Genomic DNA, 15,804 nt, shown 5'->3' with positions numbered 1-15,804 from the left:
CAGGCTGAATAGGGCTTTTCAGAGGCGATCGTGGGAAAAGTCCGAGAAGCTGGGGCCGCGTAGCGGCCCCGCAAACCCACTCGGTTACAGCGGCTTGCCGCGGTTGCCGTGCTGGCTGACAAAGCCCTGTACAGCTTTCAGGTCATTGGCCAGCACCGTGCAACGCTCTTCACGGCTGAACAGGTCGCTGAGGTGCGCCGGCAATTCCAGCGCCTTGCCCACACCGGCCTTCTCCACCGCTTCCGGGAACTTGACCGGGTGCGCGGTGCCCAGCACCACCATCGGCGTATCCAGGCTACGGCGGCACTCGCGGGCAGCCTTGACGCCGATCGCGGTATGCGGGTCGAGCACTTCACCGGTGGCGGCGAATACTTCGGTAATGGTCTCGCAGGTTTGCTCGTCGCTCACAGCCAGCGAGTCGAACAGCTTGCGCGCTTCGGTCCAGCGGTCTTGCTCGACGCTGAAGCCGCCACCTTGCTTGAAGTTGGCCATCAGCTCGGCAATCGCCCCCCCGTTGCGGCCGTGCAGGTCGAACAGCAGGCGCTCGAAGTTGGACGAGACCATGATGTCCATCGACGGCGACAAGGTCGCGTGCAGGGTGTCCTTGACGTACTGGTTGCCGCTCATGAAGCGGTGCAGGATGTCGTTGCGGTTGGTGGCGACGATCAGCTGGCTGACCGGCAGGCCCATGTTGCGCGCCAGGTAGCCGGCGAAAATGTCGCCGAAGTTGCCAGTCGGTACCGAGAACGCCACCGAGCGCGCCGGGCCGCCCAACTGCAGCGCTGCGTGGAAGTAGTAGACGATCTGGGCCATGATCCGCGCCCAGTTGATCGAGTTGACGGCTACCAGGCGGGTGCCCTTGAGGAACGACTGGTCGGCGAAGCTGGCCTTGACCATTTCCTGGCAGTCGTCGAAGTTACCTTCGATGGCGATGTTGTGGATGTTGTCGCCGAAGATGGTGGTCATCTGCCGACGCTGCACTTCCGACACGCGCTGGTGCGGGTGCAGGATGAAAATGTCGACGTTGTCGCAACGGCGGCAGCCTTCGATGGCGGCGGAACCGGTGTCACCACTGGTGGCGCCGACGATCACCACGCGCTCGTTGCGCTTGGCCAGCACGTGGTCGAGCAGACGGCCGAGCAACTGCAGGGCAAAGTCCTTGAACGCCAAGGTCGGGCCGTGGAACAGCTCCAGCACCCATTCGTTGCTGTTCAGCTGGCGCAGCGGTGCGACCGCCGCGTGGGCGAACTCGCCGTAGGTTTCTTCGAGGATCTTCTTGAAGTCGGCGTCGGCGATGCTGCCTTCGACGAACGGGCGCATCACTCGGAAAGCCAGCTCGTGGTACGGCAGACCGGCCCACGAGGCGATTTCTTCCTGGGTGAAGCGTGGCAGGTTTTCCGGCACGTACAAGCCGCCGTCACTGGCCAGGCCAGCCAGCAGCACGTCTTCGAAATTCAGGGCCGGTGCCTGGCCGCGGGTACTGATATAGCGCATGGGTGCAAACCTTCGATGCTGGGGCCGGGGCCGCGCTGGCGGCCCGACGGCACTAATTTTGTTAGTTGAGCTGTTCGACGCGAATGCGCACAACCTTGCCGACCACGTCCTGCAGGGCTTCCAGGGCGATGATGGCATCGTTGATACGCTGCTCGACCACACCATGGGTCAGCAGGATCATCGGCACCAGGCCGTCCTGCTCCTCGGCTTCCTTCTGCATGATCGACTCGATGTTGATGCCACGCTCCGAGAGAATGCTGGCCACCTGGGCCAGTACGCCCGGGTGATCCTTGGCCTGAATGCGCAGGTAGTAGGCGCTTTCGCAGGCTTCAATCGGCAGGATCGGGTGGGCCGACAACGAGTCTGGCTGGAAGGCCAGGTGCGGCACGCGGTTTTCCGGGTCGGAGGTCATGGCACGGACCACGTCGACCAGGTCGCCGACCACCGACGAAGCGGTGGGCTCCATACCAGCGCCCGCGCCGTAGTACAGGGTAGACCCGGCCGCGTCACCGTTGACCATGACGGCGTTCATCACGCCGTTGACGTTGGCGATCAGGCGGTCGGCTGGGATCAGCGTCGGGTGCACGCGCAGCTCGATACCTTCGGCGGTGCGACGGGCAACACCCAGGTGCTTGATGCGGTAGCCCAGGGCCTCGGCGTAGTTCACGTCCGCCGTGGTCAGCTGGGTGATGCCTTCGGTGTAGGCCTTGTCGAATTGCAGCGGAATGCCGAACGCGATGGACGCCAGGATGGTCAGCTTGTGCGCGGCGTCGATGCCTTCGACGTCGAACGTCGGGTCGGCTTCGGCGTAACCCAGCGCCTGCGCTTCGGCGAGCACGTCCGGGAAGGCGCGGCCCTTCTCACGCATTTCGGTGAGGATGAAGTTGCCGGTGCCGTTGATGATGCCGGCCAGCCAGTTGATGCGGTTGGCCGACAGGCCTTCGCGGATAGCCTTGATGACCGGGATGCCACCGGCCACAGCCGCTTCGAAGGCGACAATGACGCCCTTCTCGCGGGCTTTAGCGAAAATTTCGTTGCCGTGCACGGCAATCAGCGCCTTGTTGGCGGTGACCACGTGCTTGCCGTTTTCGATGGCCTTGAGCACCAGGTCGCGGGCGATGGTATAGCCACCGATCAGCTCGATGACAATGTCGATCTCCGGGTTGCTCGCAACTTCGAACACGTCAGCGGTAATGGGGGTACCGGTAATCTGGCAGTTCGGGTTCTGCGAGCGCATGGCGATCTGTGCCACTTCAATACCGCGCCCGGCACGGCGGGCAATCTCCTCGGCGTTGCGCTGAAGTACATTGAAGGTTCCGCCACCGACGGTCCCCAACCCACAGATGCCTACTTTGACCGGTTTCACTGTGAACTCCCCATTGAACGGTCGACACGCTTGCCGACCGTGAAACATGCCGTCACCCCATGACGACGGCGTACTTGATTGAATTACTTGGCAAGTGCCAGCTTGGCAACTTGCGGTGCCGGCTGGTAGCCCGGAATGACCTGGCCGCTTTCAAGGACGATGGCCGGCGTGCCATTGACACCGATCGACTGGCCCAGCTGGAACTGCTTGCTGACAGGATTGGTGCACTTGGCGGCCTTGATTTCTTCACCTTCGACCATTTTGTCCATCGCCCCACGGCGGTCGCTGGAGCACCACACCGCCTGCAACTGCTGGTCACCCGGCGAGCCGAGGCCCTGACGCGGGAACGCGACATAGCGCACTTCGATACCGCGACGGTTCAGCTCGGGCACTTCGGCATGCAGCTTGTGGCAGTACGGGCAGGTGGTGTCGGTGAACACGGTGATATGCGACTTGGTCTCGCCCTTGGCAGGATAAACCACCATCTCGGCGGCTGGAATGCCGTTGATGAGCTTGGCGATGCCTTGACGTTCGGTCTTCTCGGTGAGGTTGACCGGCTTGCCGTCCTGGATCTGGAACAGGTAACCCTGCATCACGAACTGGCCGTCGGCGCTGGCGTAGAGCACGCGACCGCCCTGCAGCTTGACTTCATACAGGCCGTTGAGGGGGCTGCTGGCCACGCTTTCCACGGGCACTTCCAGCTCTAGGTTCTGCAACGATTTACGGATGGCCTGCTCGGCCCCGGCGTTGCTATCGGTTGCCGCAGCAACGGCAAAGGTACTGGCCAGCGCCAAAGCGGCGGCGGCGAAAAACTGGGTCACGCGCATGGGAACTCCTGAAGGCGGACAGGGGCCGGAGGGCGCCACCTGCGGAAAATACGCGGTGACCGTGCGGCCCTTGGTGCAAACCGCCCAAGCCTACCACATCACGCTGCCGGTGAAGGGGCTGGCAAGGACCGGCCGGCGGAACATGAAAAACATTCATCCACGCGGGTGGTGCTGGGCGTGCAACTGCTGCAGGCGGGCCTTGGCGACGTGGGTATAGATCTGCGTGGTCGACAGGTCGCTGTGGCCCAGCAGCATCTGCACCACACGCAAGTCGGCACCGTGGTTGAGCAGGTGGGTGGCGAAGGCATGCCGCAAGGTGTGCGGCGACAGCGGCTTGTCGATGCCAGCAACCCGGGCATGATGCTTGATGCGGTGCCAGAAGGTCTGGCGAGTCATCTGCTCGCCTCTCAGGCTGGGGAACAGCACGTCGCTGGGGCGGCCGTTGAGCAGTTCGGCGCGGCCATCGCGCTGGTAGCGTTCCAGCCACACCACCGCCTCTTCACCCATGGGCACCAGGCGCTCCTTGCTGCCCTTGCCCATTACCCGCAGCACACCCTGGCGCAGGTTGACCTGGTCGAGGGTCAGGCTGACCAGCTCGGTGACGCGCAGGCCGCAGGCATAGAGCACTTCGAGCATGGCACGGTCGCGCTGGCCGATGGCTTCGCCCAGGTCCGGTGCCTGCAGCAGGGCTTCGACATCGGCTTCGGAGAGTGACTTGGGCAGTGGTTTGCCCAGTTGTGGCATGTCGACCTGCAAGGTCGGGTCGATGGCCACCAGCCTTTCCCGCAGCAGGTAGCGGAAAAAACCACGCAGGCCGGACAGGAAGCGCGCCGTGGAGCGCGGCTTGTAGCCTTGGTCGAGGCGCCAGGCCAGGTGATCGAGGATCAGCTCGCGGCCGGCATCCGGCAGCGACACTGCCTGCTCCTGCAGCCAGCCATTGAACAAGGCCAGGTCACTGCGGTAGGACACTCGGGTGTTGTCGGACAGGCCTTTTTCAAGCCACAGGGCGTCGAGAAACTGGTCTATCAGGGGGTGATCGAGGGCGGGCATGAAGACTCGGTGGCAAACGGCGAATTGACGCTTAGTCTTTCATAACACTGCAGGCATAGGGAGCCCGTATGAGCGAACAGCAGATTCTTCTCAGCGTCGGCGGTATCGGTGCCGCCGCGCTTGCCTGCCAATGGCTGGCCTGGCGCCTGAAACTGCCGGCGATTCTGTTTCTGCTGCTGGCCGGGATCATCGCCGGCCCGGCACTGGGCTGGCTCGATCCCGAAGCACTGTTCGGCCCGTTGCTGATGCCGCTGGTGTCGCTGGCAGTGGCACTGATCCTGTTCGAAGGCAGCCTGACCCTGCACCTGTCGCAGTGGCGCGAGATCGGCAGCGTGGTGCATCGCCTGGTCACCGTGGGTGCCCTGCTCACCTGGCTGGTGATCGCCCTGGCGACCCACTGGCTACTCGGGTTCGACTGGCCGCTGTCGATTCTGTTCGGCACCCTGACCCTAGTGACCGGGCCCACGGTGATCGTACCCATGCTTCGCGTGGTGCGGCCAAAGTCGACGATCGCCAACATCCTGCGCTGGGAGGGGATCATGATCGACCCCATCGGCGCGCTACTCGCCGTGGTGGTGTACAGCTTCATCATCGCCAGCGCCGATGGCAACGGGCTGAGCCAGAGCCTGACCACTTTTGCCGGGGTGATTTTTTGCGGCACAGCCTTGGGCGCGGCCGGCGGGTGGCTGCTGGGGCAGATCATGCGCGAGCAGTGGCTACCGGAGTACCTGCACAACCTCGCATCGCTGGCGGCGGTACTGGGCATTTTCATCGCCGCCAACCAGATCATGCATGAATCCGGGCTGCTGGCGGTGACTGTGATGGGCATGTGGCTGGCCAACATGCGCGGGGTCGATGTGCGACAAATCCTGCACTTCAAGGAAAACCTCAGCGTACTGCTGATTTCCGGCCTGTTCATCCTGCTCGCCGCGCGCCTTGACCTGCATGCCCTGCTAGGCCTCGGCCCTGCGGTGCTGGCCTTGTTGCTGGTGATCCAGCTGGTGGCACGCCCGCTCAACGTGTGGCTGTCCACGCTGGGCTCGACACTCAGCTGGCGCGAGCGCGCACTGCTGGCCTGGATTGCGCCCCGCGGCATCGTCGCAGCCGCTGTTTCCGCTATCTTTGCCATCCGCCTGCACCAGGCCGGCCACCAGGACGCCCTGCTGCTGGTGCCGCTGACCTTCGCGGTGATCATCGGCACGGTGGTACTGCAAAGCGCCACGGCCAGGCCGCTGGCACGCCTGCTCAAGGTCGCCGAACCAGCACCCAGCGGGTTTCTCATCGTCGGTGCCAACGAACCAGCCCGCGCCATCGCCAAAGCCCTGCAGCAGCTGGGCTGCCGGGTGTTGCTGACGGACTCCAGCTGGGAAAACATCCGCGCTGCGCGCATGGACGGTCTTCCGACCTATTTTGGCAACCCCGCCTCGCAACATGCCGATGCCCACCTGGACCTGGTCGGCCTCGGGCACTTGCTGGGCCTTTCTCCCGCTGGCGAAATCAATGCCCTGGCCTGCGCAAGGTTTCGCCATGATTTCGGGCACGGGCGGCTGTTCGTGCTGGCCAGCGGCCTGGAGAAACAACGTAGCGACAAGCACCGGGCGGCCGAGGAGCATCGTGGCCATCTGCTGGGGGCCAACCCGATGACCTACCTGCAACTGGCCAACCGCCTGCATCAAGGCGCCGAGTTGTACAGCACCAACCTCACCGAAGGCTTTGGCTGGGATGCCTACCAGGCACTGCATGGCGAACGTGCACACCTGCTGTTCGCCCGCGATGGCCATGGCTGGGTGCATGTAGCCAGCCCCGACAACCCGCTGCAGCCGCAACCGGGCTGGACCCTGGTGGCGTTGATCGAGCCAGCGCCAGAACCCTGATCTTCAGGCGCTTGGCAGCACGGGCACCGGGCGCTTGTCCTCGTCGATGGCGACGAAGCTGAACACCCCATGGATCGCCCGCTCACGGCCGTCCAGGTACATGTTCTCGACAAACACATCCACCTGCACCTGCAAGCTGGTATTGCCGACCTTGATCACCGTCCCCACCAGCTCGACGATCGAGCCCGCCGGGATCGGGTGCTTGAAGTCGATGCGGTCGGTAGAAACGGTCACCAGCGGCAGGCGGCAGAAGCGCGTGGCGGCGATGAACGACACTTCGTCCATCCAGGCCAGTGCGGTGCCGCCGAACAGGGTGTTGTGGTGGTTGGTGGTGTTGGGGAACACCGCCTTGGTCACGCGGGTCACCGACAGCTCGGTGCGGCGCTGGATTTCCTGGTCTCGGGTAGTCATGGCAATCACATCTTCGGGGTTTCAAAACGCAAAAAAGCAGCCCGAAGGCTGCTTTTTTCTCGCTAGGCGGCCTCGGCCACCGGGCAAACTGTACTCAGGACAGTTTTTCCTTGATGCGAGCGGCTTTGCCGGACAGGTCGCGCAGGTAGTACAGCTTGGCTTTACGCACGTCACCACGACGTTTCACGGCCAGGCTGTCGATTTGCGGGCTGTAGGTCTGGAAGGTACGCTCTACGCCAACGCCGCTGGAGATCTTGCGCACGGTGAAGGCGCTGTTCAGACCGCGGTTACGCTTGGCGATAACGACGCCTTCGAACGCCTGCAGACGGGAACGCTCACCTTCCTTCACTTTAACCTGAACGACAACGGTGTCGCCTGGTGCGAAGGTCGGGATTTCCTTGCTCATCTGCTCGGCTTCGAGCTGCTGGATGATCTTGTTGGTCATGCTGTGCTCCTAAGATGGATACGTGATCCACCATCGATACGTTTAACTATCGTCCCGCTCGCGGAGATATTCCTCGAGCAGCTTCTTCTCTTCTCCAGAAAGCGAGCGACTTTCCAGAAGATCGGCGCGTCGTTCGAAGGTCCTACCAAGGGACTGCTTCATCCTCCAACGCCGGATATGTGCATGGTTGCCACTTAGCAACACGTCGGGAACACGCTGATCCGCATACACCTCAGGTCGGGTGTAGTGCGGGCAATCGAGCAGACCGTCGGTGAAGGAATCTTCTTCCGCCGAGTCCACATGCCCTAAAGCTCCGGGCAGCAGCCGCGTAACCGCATCGATCAGTACCATGGCCGGCAGCTCGCCACCGGAAAGCACATAGTCGCCAATCGACCACTCCTCATCGACATGAGCCTCGATAAAGCGCTCGTCGATGCCTTCATAACGACCGGCGATCAGGATCAACGATTCCTGTTCGGCCAGGCCTTTGACCGCCTGCTGAGTCAGCTTGCGGCCTTGTGGCGAAAGGTAGATCACCTTTGCCGCAGCTCCGGTCGCTTGCCTGGCGCTAACCAGGGCATCTTCCAGAGGCTTGATTTTCATCACCATGCCCGGACCACCGCCAAACGGCCGATCATCTACCGTGTGGTGACGATCTGTGGTGTAGTCCCGCGGGTTCCAGCAAGTTACCTGAAGCAACCCCTGTTTCACCGCGCGGCTGGTAATGCCGTACTCCGTGATGGCCGAGAACATCTCGGGGAACAACGTGATGACGTCTACGCGAAGGTTACCCATCGTTTAGAAGTCCGCGTCCCACTCAACCCGCATCACGCCTGCTTCCAGGTCGATTGCCAGCACGCATTGCGCCGTATAGGGCAACAGACGCTCGCGATCATCCAGGCTGCCTGCGCAGGGTTTGACCACCATTACATCGTTCGCACCGGTCTCCAACAGGTGATCGACCTTGCCGAACAGGTGTTCGTCCTGGTTGATGACCTTCAGACCGACCAACTGGTACCAGTAGTACTCGTCGGCAGCCAGGTTGGGCAAAAGGCTCCGCGCAATGCAGATTTCGTAACCGCTCAGAAGACGGGCTTCATCGCGATCTTCGAGGCCTTTGAGCTTCACGACCAGGCCCTTTTGGGAGCCACGACCGCTGACCAGCTCGACCTGCTTTACCTTGCCTTCGTGCCGAAGCGTCCAGCGCGGATAATCCAACAGGTTTTCAATCGGATCGGTAAAGGAATACACCTTCACCTCGCCGCGAACGCCGTGAACCGAAAAAATCTTGCCAACGACGATCAGGTCGTCAGCCTTTTCTGGCGTCGCGTTCATACTGTTCAGGCAGCGGCCTTGGCAGCTTCCTTCAGCAGCTGAGCAACACGCTCAGACGGCTGTGCACCCTGGCTCAGCCAGTAGGTGACGCGCTCTTGGTTGACCGACAGTTTAACTTCGGCGCCAGCAGCGATCGGGTTGAAGAAACCTACGCGCTCAACGAAACGGCCATCACGGGCGTTACGCGAGTTGGTCACGGTCAGGTGGTAGAATGGGCGCTTTTTCGAGCCGCCACGGGCCAGACGGATGGTTACCATGTGAACATCGTTCCTATAGTCGGTGCTGCAGTTGATACAGCAGCTGGTACTGCAAATCTGAATGCCAAATAGGCACACGGGTGCCCAAAAGGCCGCATATTCTCGGGGAATACACGGACATTTGCAAATGACTTTTTCGGCAAGGCCATGCCCTACCGTCCAGATTTGCCGGTTGTGCCGCGAAATCCGCGGCCGTTACCCCACTACAGCGGGGGTTCTGGGCGCCAGCCCGACGAAAGGCAGGCACCCGGAATAAGTTACAGCTTCGGCATACCGCCGCCTGGCAGCATCCCGCCCAGGCCGCGCATCATCTTGGCCATGCCGCCTTTGGCAGAGAATTTTTTCATCATCTTCTGCATCTGCTTGTGCTGCTTGATCAAGCGGCCGATGTCCTGCACCTGGGTACCGGAACCCAGGGCGATACGGCGCTTGCGCGAACCGCTGATCAGGTCAGGATCACGGCGCTCGGCCGGGGTCATGGAGTTGATGATCGCTTCCATCTGTTTGAACTGCTTCTCGGCGGCGCCCTGGGCGTTGCCCATCTGCGACAGGTTGACCCCGCCGATGCTCGGCAGCTTGTCCATCAGGCCACCGAGGCCGCCCATGTTCTTCATTTGTTGCAGCTGGTCGCGGAAGTCTTCGAGGTCGAAGCCCTTGCCCTTCTTCAGCTTCTTGGCCAGCTTGTCGGCCTTGGCCTTGTCGATGGTCTGCTCGGCCTGCTCGATCAGGCTGAGCACGTCACCCATGCCGAGAATGCGCGAAGCGACGCGATCGGGGTGGAACGGCTCGAGAGCCTCGGTCTTCTCACCCATACCGATGAACTTGATCGGCTTGCCGGTGATGGCACGCACCGACAGCGCAGCACCACCACGGGCGTCACCGTCGACCTTGGTCAGTACCACACCGGTCAGCGGCAGCGCCTCGCCAAAGGCCTTGGCGGTGTTGGCGGCGTCCTGGCCGGTCATGGCGTCGACCACGAACAGCGTCTCGATTGGCTTGACCGCGGCGTGCAGCGCCTTGATCTCGTCCATCATGTCGGCGTCGATGTGCAAACGGCCGGCGGTGTCGACGATGACCACGTCGATGAACTTCAGCTTGGCTTCACGGATGGCCGCTTCGGCAATGGCCACCGGCTTCTGGCTGATATCGGACGGGAAGAAGGTGACACCGATGTCGTTGGCCAGGGTTTCCAGCTGCTTGATCGCCGCCGGGCGATAAACGTCGGCGGACACCACCATCACGCTCTTTTTCTTGCGCTCTTTAAGGAAGCGCGCCAGCTTGCCGGCGGTGGTGGTCTTACCGGCGCCTTGCAGGCCGGCCATCAGCACCACGGCAGGCGGGGCGGCGTTCAGTGCGAGGTCTTCGTTGGCCGCGCCCATCAGGCTTTCCAGCTCGGCCTGGACGATCTTCACGAATGCCTGGCCCGGGGTCAGGCTACGCGAGACTTCGGTGCCGACCGCACGTTCCTTGACGCTGTTGACGAAATCCTTGACCACCGGCAGGGCAACGTCGGCCTCGAGCAGGGCCATGCGCACTTCGCGCAGCGTGTCCTTGATGTTGTCTTCGGTCAGCTTGGCCTTGCCGGTGACATGGCGCAGCGTCTGTGACAGGCGGTCGGTCAGGTTTTCGAACATGGTGATCCTTTCAGGCCCAGTAAAAGCCGAGGTTTGTCAGGCGCCCAGGGGAAATACACACCCGCCGGGCACAGCAAGGCGGCGATTATAGCGAAGTGCGGCGGCGGCGCACACCTTGGGAGATATTCGGTGGCTTTACCCGCGAATGCCGCGACGCGGCCTACCAGTCTTCCTAGAGCAGCGGAATATATGCCAAACTCCGTCTCTTTAAGGCTCGCCAACCAGGACTTATGGTCTCCTCTCCCAGCCTCATCCCCAACCTGATCGCTGCCGGCCTATATATAGCTGCGGCCATCTACCAGGGCTCGTACCTGGCCCAGGGCCGCAAGGCCGACAAGCGCCTGCTTGGCCTGCTGGGCGCCGTCGCGGTGCTGGCCCAGGCCGGCGCGCTGTTCTTCCAGTTGATCACCCCGCTGGGCCTGAGCCTGGACTTCTTCAGCGCCGCCAGCCTGATCGCCGTGGCCGTCATCACCCTGACCCTGCTGGCCTGCCTGCGCATACCGGTAGAAAACCTGCTGTTGTTGCTGTTCCCGCTGGGCGCGGTGACAGCGTTGCTGGCGCAGTTCGCGCCACCCGGCACGGTGCCACTGATAAACGAAGAACCGGGCATTCTTGCCCATATCCTGTTGTCGATCCTGGCCTATGGGCTGTTCACCATCGCGGTTTTCCAGTCACTGCTGTTGCTGCTGCAGGACCGCCAGTTGAAGAACAAGCACCCGTCCGGGCTTATCCGCAACTTCCCACCGCTGCAAACCATGGAAAGCCTGCTGTTCGGCTTTCTCTGGGCCGGCTGGTGCCTGCTGTCGCTTTCGTTGATCTCCGGCTGGCTGTTCCTCGACAACCTGTTCGCCCAGCACCTGGTGCACAAGACGTTGCTGGCCTGTGTCGCCTGGGTGGTGTTCAGCGTGCTGCTGTGGGGCCGTACCCGCCTGGGCTGGCGGGGCCACAAGGCCATCCGCTGGACGCTGGCCGGTTTCTGCCTGCTGATGCTGGCCTATTTCGGCAGCAAGCTGGTTCGCGAATTCATCTTGCATATCTGACGGCCGCCCATGGACACCCTGCCGTACGCACCGCTATTCGGCACACTGGCACTGGCCCTGTTGTGGTCAGCACTGTTCACCGCCGTGGATGCCGCCCGCTTGCAACTCAATGGCACGCAACGCGCTGGCGAAGATGGCCAGCCCATGCTGCCAGCCCAGGCCCTGGTGCTGTGTGCCAGCCTGGGCAAACTGCTGGTGCTGGGCCTGGCCTGCCTGGTGGGCCAGCGCTACAGTGGCGAGCACGGCTTCTGGCTGGCCGGTCTGGCCGCCACCCTCAGCTTGCTGGTGTTCGCCGAATACCTGCCGCGGCGCCTGGCCCGGCGCAACCCGCAGGCGTTCGTCAGCCTGGGCACCAGCCTGCTGAAAGTCCCCCTCGCCCTGCTGCAGCCGCTGGCCTACCTGCTGGACGGCTTCGCCAAGCTGCTGCTGCGCCCGTTCCGCGTACAGCCCACAGCCGTGGCCTTGCATGCTCAGGAATCGGATGACTTCGACGAAGACGAGGAACACGAACCACCTCGCCACGGCCTGCTCGACGGCCTGCAGTCGCTGGACAAGGTCACCGTCAACGACATCCTGGTGCCACGTAACGAAGTGGACGGCATCAACCTCGACGAGCCGATCGGGCGCATCATCGAGCAGTTGATCGTCAGCCGCCACACCCGCCTGCCGGTCTACCACAACGACATCAACCAAGTCGAAGCCATCCTCAACACCAAGCTGATCAGCCACCTGCTGCCCAAGGCCGAGCTAACCCTGGATGCGCTGCACAGCGCCTGCTACGAACCCTATTTCGTACCCGAAAGCACACCCCTGCAAATGCAACTGCTGAACTTCCACAAACAACAACGCCGTTTGGGCGTGGTGGTGGACGAATACGGCGAGGTACTGGGCATCGTCACCCTGGAAGACATCCTCGAAGAAATCGTCGGCGAGTTCGAGGACGAGCAAAGCCTGGAAAACCCTCACGTGCACCCGCAGCCCGATGGCACCTTCGTCATCGACGGCACGGCTTCGTTACGTGAAATCAACCGCACCTTGGGCTGGCACCTGCCCTGCGACGGCGGGCCGAAAACCCTCAACGGGCTGGTTACCGAAGCGCTGGAAAGCATCCCGGAGAGCGCCGTTTGCCTGAAGATCGGCCGCTATCGCCTGGAAATCCTCGAAACAGAGGACAATTGTGCCAGCAAGGTACTGGTGTGGACCGTGACCCGATAGCTATACTCGGGTCACGCTTACCCAGCCCCGCCGTCACGCCTGCTACCCGCACCCGGCGCTCCACGGCCAGTCCGCTCCACTGACACGCCCCGCGGTCCTGCTTCAACACCCCGAACAGTGCCCGCCCCGCCCCTATCCCCCTTGGGCTATCGTCAGTCGGGCGCGCACAACAACAAAACGCTCCGGCGCCCGCGCAACCGTGCCTGCCCTTTGCATTGCACGCCGACGCTGGCCAAGCCCATGGAGCCGGACCAGACTGTTAGGGACCTACTTAATGACAAGCAGCACCTATGCCCAAGCGCCTGCCGCGCCGGTCAACTCGCCTGCGCGGGTCGCCACCGCCAGCTTCATCGGCACCGCTATCGAGTTCTACGATTTCTACGTCTACGCCACTGCCGCAGCCCTGGTGATCGGCCCGGTGTTCTTCCCGTCCGAGTCAGGCACCGCGCAAATGCTGGCTGCCTTCCTCACCTTCGGTATCGCCTTCCTCGCCCGCCCGCTGGGCTCGGCGTTGTTCGGTCACTTTGGCGACCGCATTGGCCGCAAGTCGACGCTGGTCGCTTCGCTGCTGCTGATGGGCGTTTGCACCACGGCCATCGGCGTACTGCCGGGCTACGACAGCATTGGCATGTGGGCACCGATCATCCTTTGCCTGCTGCGTTTTGGCCAAGGCCTGGGCCTGGGCGGGGAATGGGGCGGCGCGGCCCTGCTGGCTACCGAGAATGCCCCTGAAGGCAAGCGTGCCTGGTTCGGCATGTTCCCGCAGCTAGGCCCTTCGATCGGCTTCTTGGCTGCCAACGGGCTGTTCCTGACCCTGGCCTTGGTGCTCAGTGACGAGCAGTTCCGTGAGTGGGGCTGGCGTATTCCGTTCCTGCTCAGCGCCGCGCTGGTGCTGGTGGGCCTGTATGTACGCCTGAAGCTCGAAGAAAGCCCAGTGTTCGCCAAGGCCGTTGCCCGCCATGAGCGGGTGAAAATGCCGGTGGTCGACCTGTTCTCCAAATACTGGCTGCCAACCTTGCTGGGCGCTGCGGCCATGGTGGTGTGCTACGCGCTGTTCTACATTTCCACGGTGTTCTCGCTGAGCTATGGCGTGACCACGCTGGGCTACAGCCGCGAGACGTTCCTTGGCCTGCTGTGCTTCGCAGTGGTGTTCATGGCCCTGGCCACACCGTTGTCGGCGTGGCTCAGCGACCGCTACGGGCGCAAGCCGGTGCTGATCGTGGGCGGCCTGCTGGCGATCGCTTCGGGCTTTACCATGGAACCACTGCTGACGTCGGGGTCGACCACGGGCGTGGCGCTGTTCCTGGCCATCGAGCTGTTCCTGATGGGCGTGACCTTCGCACCGATGGGGGCACTGCTGCCTGAACTGTTCCCGACTCATGTGCGTTATACCGGGGCTTCGGCGGCGTATAACCTGGGCGGCATCGTCGGCGCCTCGGCGGCACCGTTCTTTGCCCAGAAGCTGGTGAGCATGGGCGGCTTGAGTTGGGTGGGGGGTTATGTGTCGGCAGCGGCGGTGATCAGCCTGATTGCTGTGCTGTGCCTGAAAGAGACTCGCAATACCGAACTGTAAGCAATTGGGGCCGCGTTGCGGCCCCAGTCGAATCAGAACTCTACCTTGACCGCCTGCGAAGCGCGGGTCGCCTTGGCCCGCGCCAGCTCCACCGACTCGTCACGCGCCAGGCACACGCCCATACGGCGGGTACCATTGATTTCCGGCTTGCCAAACAAGCGAATGGCGGTATCGGGCTCGCTCAGCGCCGCCCCCAGGTTGGCGAAGCTGGTCTGCTGCGACTGCCCTTCCGGCAAGATCACTGCCGAGGCCGACGGACCAAACTGACGCACCACTGGAATCGGCAGGCCAAGAATGGCGCGGGCATGCAGGGCGAATTGCGACAGGTCCTGGGAAATCAGGGTTACCAGCCCGGTGTCATGCGGGCGCGGCGACACTTCGCTGAACCACACCTGGTCACCCTTCACGAACAGCTCTACGCCAAACAGGCCGCGACCACCCAAGGCATCGGTGACCGCCTTGGCCACGCGCTGCGACTCAGCCAGCGCCTTGGGGCTCATGGCCTGTGGCTGCCAGGATTCCTGATAGTCGCCCTTCTCCTGACGGTGGCCGACAGGTTCGAGGAAGGTGGTGCCCCCCACGTGGCGCACGGTCAGCAGGGTGATCTCGTATTCGAAGTCGATGAAGCCCTCGACGATCACCCGGCCTTTGCCAGCGCGGCCGCCTTCCTGGGCGTAGTCCCACGACTTCTGCAGGTCGGCATCGCTGCGCAGCAGGCTCTGGCCCTTACCCGACGAGCTCATCACCGGCTTGACCACGCACGGGTAGCCCACGTCGGCAACGGCCTTGGCGTAGTCCTCGAAGGTGTCGGCGAAGTGGTACGGCGAGGTTGGCAGGTCCAGCTCTTCGGCAGCCAGGCGGCGGATGCCTTCGCGGTTCATGGTCAGTTGGGTGGCACGCGCGGTCGGTACTACGTTGAAGCCTTCGTTTTCCAGCTCGACCAGGGTGGCGGTGGCGATGGCTTCGATTTCCGGAACGATGTAGTGCGGTTTCTCGGCCTCGATCACCGCGCGCAGGGCAACGCCATCGAGCATGTTGACCACATGGCTGCGGTGCGCCACCTGCATGGCCGGGGCATTGGCGTAACGGTCGACGGCGATTACTTCGACGCCCAGGCGCTGCAGCTCGATCACCACTTCCTTGCCCAGCTCGCCACAGCCGCAGAGCAGTACACGGGTCGCGGTGGGCGACAATGGGGTTCCGATACGGGTCATTTCAGGTCCTCGAAGGCATCCGGGGCCGCACCAGGCTTGGTGTGGCCCGCTGAAAAAGGACCGCTATTC

Annotated in this window: 15 protein-coding genes; 4 read left to right on the top strand and 11 right to left on the bottom strand. The window is 62.9% G+C overall.

The annotated features are described in order from the left end of the window. Nucleotides 1-84: 84 nt before the first annotated feature. The 4 genes from thrC to xerD form a co-directional block, all read right to left on the bottom strand. Nucleotides 85-1,494, bottom strand: coding sequence for a threonine synthase (gene thrC, locus DM807_RS01440; RefSeq protein WP_179026976.1), 1,410 nt, complete (start codon nucleotides 1,492-1,494; stop codon nucleotides 85-87). Nucleotides 1,495-1,555: 61 nt separating this feature from the next. Beyond that, nucleotides 1,556-2,860, bottom strand: coding sequence for a homoserine dehydrogenase (locus tag DM807_RS01435; RefSeq protein ID WP_012270765.1), 1,305 nt, complete (start codon nucleotides 2,858-2,860; stop codon nucleotides 1,556-1,558). Nucleotides 2,861-2,943: 83 nt separating this feature from the next. Continuing rightward, nucleotides 2,944-3,687 carry a thioredoxin fold domain-containing protein gene (locus DM807_RS01430; RefSeq protein ID WP_012270764.1) on the bottom strand — a complete coding sequence of 248 codons (744 nt, stop codon included), beginning with the start codon at nucleotides 3,685-3,687 and terminating at the stop codon, nucleotides 2,944-2,946. A 153-nt stretch (nucleotides 3,688-3,840) separates the two neighbouring features. Further along, on the bottom strand, nucleotides 3,841-4,737 hold the full coding sequence (xerD, locus tag DM807_RS01425; protein WP_012270763.1) for a site-specific tyrosine recombinase XerD: 897 nt from the start codon (nucleotides 4,735-4,737) through the stop codon (nucleotides 3,841-3,843). Between the two features lie 68 nt (nucleotides 4,738-4,805). On the opposite strand from xerD, the gene DM807_RS01420 reads away from it, so the two are divergent. Next, complete coding sequence (locus DM807_RS01420; RefSeq protein ID WP_060514831.1) at nucleotides 4,806-6,611, top strand: cation:proton antiporter; 1,806 nt, start codon at nucleotides 4,806-4,808, stop codon at nucleotides 6,609-6,611. Between the two features lie 3 nt (nucleotides 6,612-6,614). Here DM807_RS01420 and DM807_RS01415 read toward each other — a convergent pair whose 3' ends face one another. The 6 genes from DM807_RS01415 to ffh all read right to left on the bottom strand — a co-directional run bounded on the left by DM807_RS01415 (nucleotide 6,615) and on the right by ffh (nucleotide 10,693). After that, entirely contained in the window at nucleotides 6,615-7,022 is a 408-nt protein-coding gene (locus DM807_RS01415) for an acyl-CoA thioesterase (protein WP_012270761.1), read from the bottom strand. 94 nt (nucleotides 7,023-7,116) lie between these two features. After that, nucleotides 7,117-7,467, bottom strand: a complete 351-nt coding sequence (rplS, locus tag DM807_RS01410) for a 50S ribosomal protein L19 (protein ID WP_003252148.1) — start codon at nucleotides 7,465-7,467, stop codon at nucleotides 7,117-7,119. 42 nt (nucleotides 7,468-7,509) lie between these two features. Continuing rightward, entirely contained in the window at nucleotides 7,510-8,262 is a 753-nt protein-coding gene (gene trmD / locus DM807_RS01405; RefSeq protein ID WP_003252146.1) for a tRNA (guanosine(37)-N1)-methyltransferase TrmD, read from the bottom strand. A gap of 3 nt (nucleotides 8,263-8,265) precedes the next feature. Next, on the bottom strand, nucleotides 8,266-8,802 hold the full coding sequence (gene rimM / locus DM807_RS01400; RefSeq protein WP_012270759.1) for a ribosome maturation factor RimM: 537 nt from the start codon (nucleotides 8,800-8,802) through the stop codon (nucleotides 8,266-8,268). Between the two features lie 5 nt (nucleotides 8,803-8,807). Next, nucleotides 8,808-9,059 carry a 30S ribosomal protein S16 gene (gene rpsP / locus DM807_RS01395; protein WP_003252142.1) on the bottom strand — a complete coding sequence of 84 codons (252 nt, stop codon included), beginning with the start codon at nucleotides 9,057-9,059 and terminating at the stop codon, nucleotides 8,808-8,810. A gap of 257 nt (nucleotides 9,060-9,316) precedes the next feature. Then, entirely contained in the window at nucleotides 9,317-10,693 is a 1,377-nt protein-coding gene (gene ffh / locus DM807_RS01390; protein ID WP_012270758.1) for a signal recognition particle protein, read from the bottom strand. A gap of 230 nt (nucleotides 10,694-10,923) precedes the next feature. Between ffh and DM807_RS01385 the strand changes: the two genes are divergently transcribed. The 3 genes from DM807_RS01385 to DM807_RS01375 all read left to right on the top strand — a co-directional run bounded on the left by DM807_RS01385 (nucleotide 10,924) and on the right by DM807_RS01375 (nucleotide 14,521). Beyond that, nucleotides 10,924-11,733 (top strand): cytochrome C assembly family protein, encoded by an 810-nt coding sequence (locus tag DM807_RS01385; protein ID WP_012270757.1) that lies wholly within the window; start codon nucleotides 10,924-10,926, stop codon nucleotides 11,731-11,733. A 9-nt stretch (nucleotides 11,734-11,742) separates the two neighbouring features. Beyond that, nucleotides 11,743-12,948 (top strand): transporter associated domain-containing protein, encoded by a 1,206-nt coding sequence (locus DM807_RS01380; RefSeq protein ID WP_179026975.1) that lies wholly within the window; start codon nucleotides 11,743-11,745, stop codon nucleotides 12,946-12,948. A 274-nt stretch (nucleotides 12,949-13,222) separates the two neighbouring features. Continuing rightward, entirely contained in the window at nucleotides 13,223-14,521 is a 1,299-nt protein-coding gene (locus tag DM807_RS01375; RefSeq protein ID WP_012270755.1) for an MFS transporter, read from the top strand. A gap of 32 nt (nucleotides 14,522-14,553) precedes the next feature. Here the strand turns inward: DM807_RS01375 and purT are convergent, their stop codons facing one another. Beyond that, nucleotides 14,554-15,735, bottom strand: coding sequence for a formate-dependent phosphoribosylglycinamide formyltransferase (gene purT, locus DM807_RS01370; RefSeq protein ID WP_012270754.1), 1,182 nt, complete (start codon nucleotides 15,733-15,735; stop codon nucleotides 14,554-14,556). Nucleotides 15,736-15,804: the final 69 nt, after the last annotated feature.

Source organism: Pseudomonas hunanensis, from assembly GCF_013393325.1.
GTDB classification, from domain to species: Bacteria; Pseudomonadota; Gammaproteobacteria; order Pseudomonadales; family Pseudomonadaceae; genus Aquipseudomonas; species Aquipseudomonas putida_P.
This window is presented reverse-complemented; position numbering and strand designations above follow the sequence as displayed.

Coding starts and splice junctions, on each gene's coding strand:
- rpsP (WP_003252142.1), bottom strand. CDS start 9,059: ATGGTAACCATCCGTCTGGCCCGTGGCGGCTCGAAAAAGCGCCCATTC.
- xerD (WP_012270763.1), bottom strand. CDS start 4,737: ATGCCCGCCCTCGATCACCCCCTGATAGACCAGTTTCTCGACGCCCTG.
- thrC (WP_179026976.1), bottom strand. CDS start 1,494: ATGCGCTATATCAGTACCCGCGGCCAGGCACCGGCCCTGAATTTCGAA.
- rplS (WP_003252148.1), bottom strand. CDS start 7,467: ATGACCAACAAGATCATCCAGCAGCTCGAAGCCGAGCAGATGAGCAAG.
- rimM (WP_012270759.1), bottom strand. CDS start 8,802: ATGAACGCGACGCCAGAAAAGGCTGACGACCTGATCGTCGTTGGCAAG.
- DM807_RS01380 (WP_179026975.1), top strand. CDS start 11,743: ATGGACACCCTGCCGTACGCACCGCTATTCGGCACACTGGCACTGGCC.
- DM807_RS01415 (WP_012270761.1), bottom strand. CDS start 7,022: ATGACTACCCGAGACCAGGAAATCCAGCGCCGCACCGAGCTGTCGGTG.
- DM807_RS01375 (WP_012270755.1), top strand. CDS start 13,223: ATGACAAGCAGCACCTATGCCCAAGCGCCTGCCGCGCCGGTCAACTCG.
- ffh (WP_012270758.1), bottom strand. CDS start 10,693: ATGTTCGAAAACCTGACCGACCGCCTGTCACAGACGCTGCGCCATGTC.
- trmD (WP_003252146.1), bottom strand. CDS start 8,262: ATGGGTAACCTTCGCGTAGACGTCATCACGTTGTTCCCCGAGATGTTC.
- DM807_RS01420 (WP_060514831.1), top strand. CDS start 4,806: ATGAGCGAACAGCAGATTCTTCTCAGCGTCGGCGGTATCGGTGCCGCC.
- purT (WP_012270754.1), bottom strand. CDS start 15,735: ATGACCCGTATCGGAACCCCATTGTCGCCCACCGCGACCCGTGTACTG.
- DM807_RS01385 (WP_012270757.1), top strand. CDS start 10,924: ATGGTCTCCTCTCCCAGCCTCATCCCCAACCTGATCGCTGCCGGCCTA.
- DM807_RS01430 (WP_012270764.1), bottom strand. CDS start 3,687: ATGCGCGTGACCCAGTTTTTCGCCGCCGCCGCTTTGGCGCTGGCCAGT.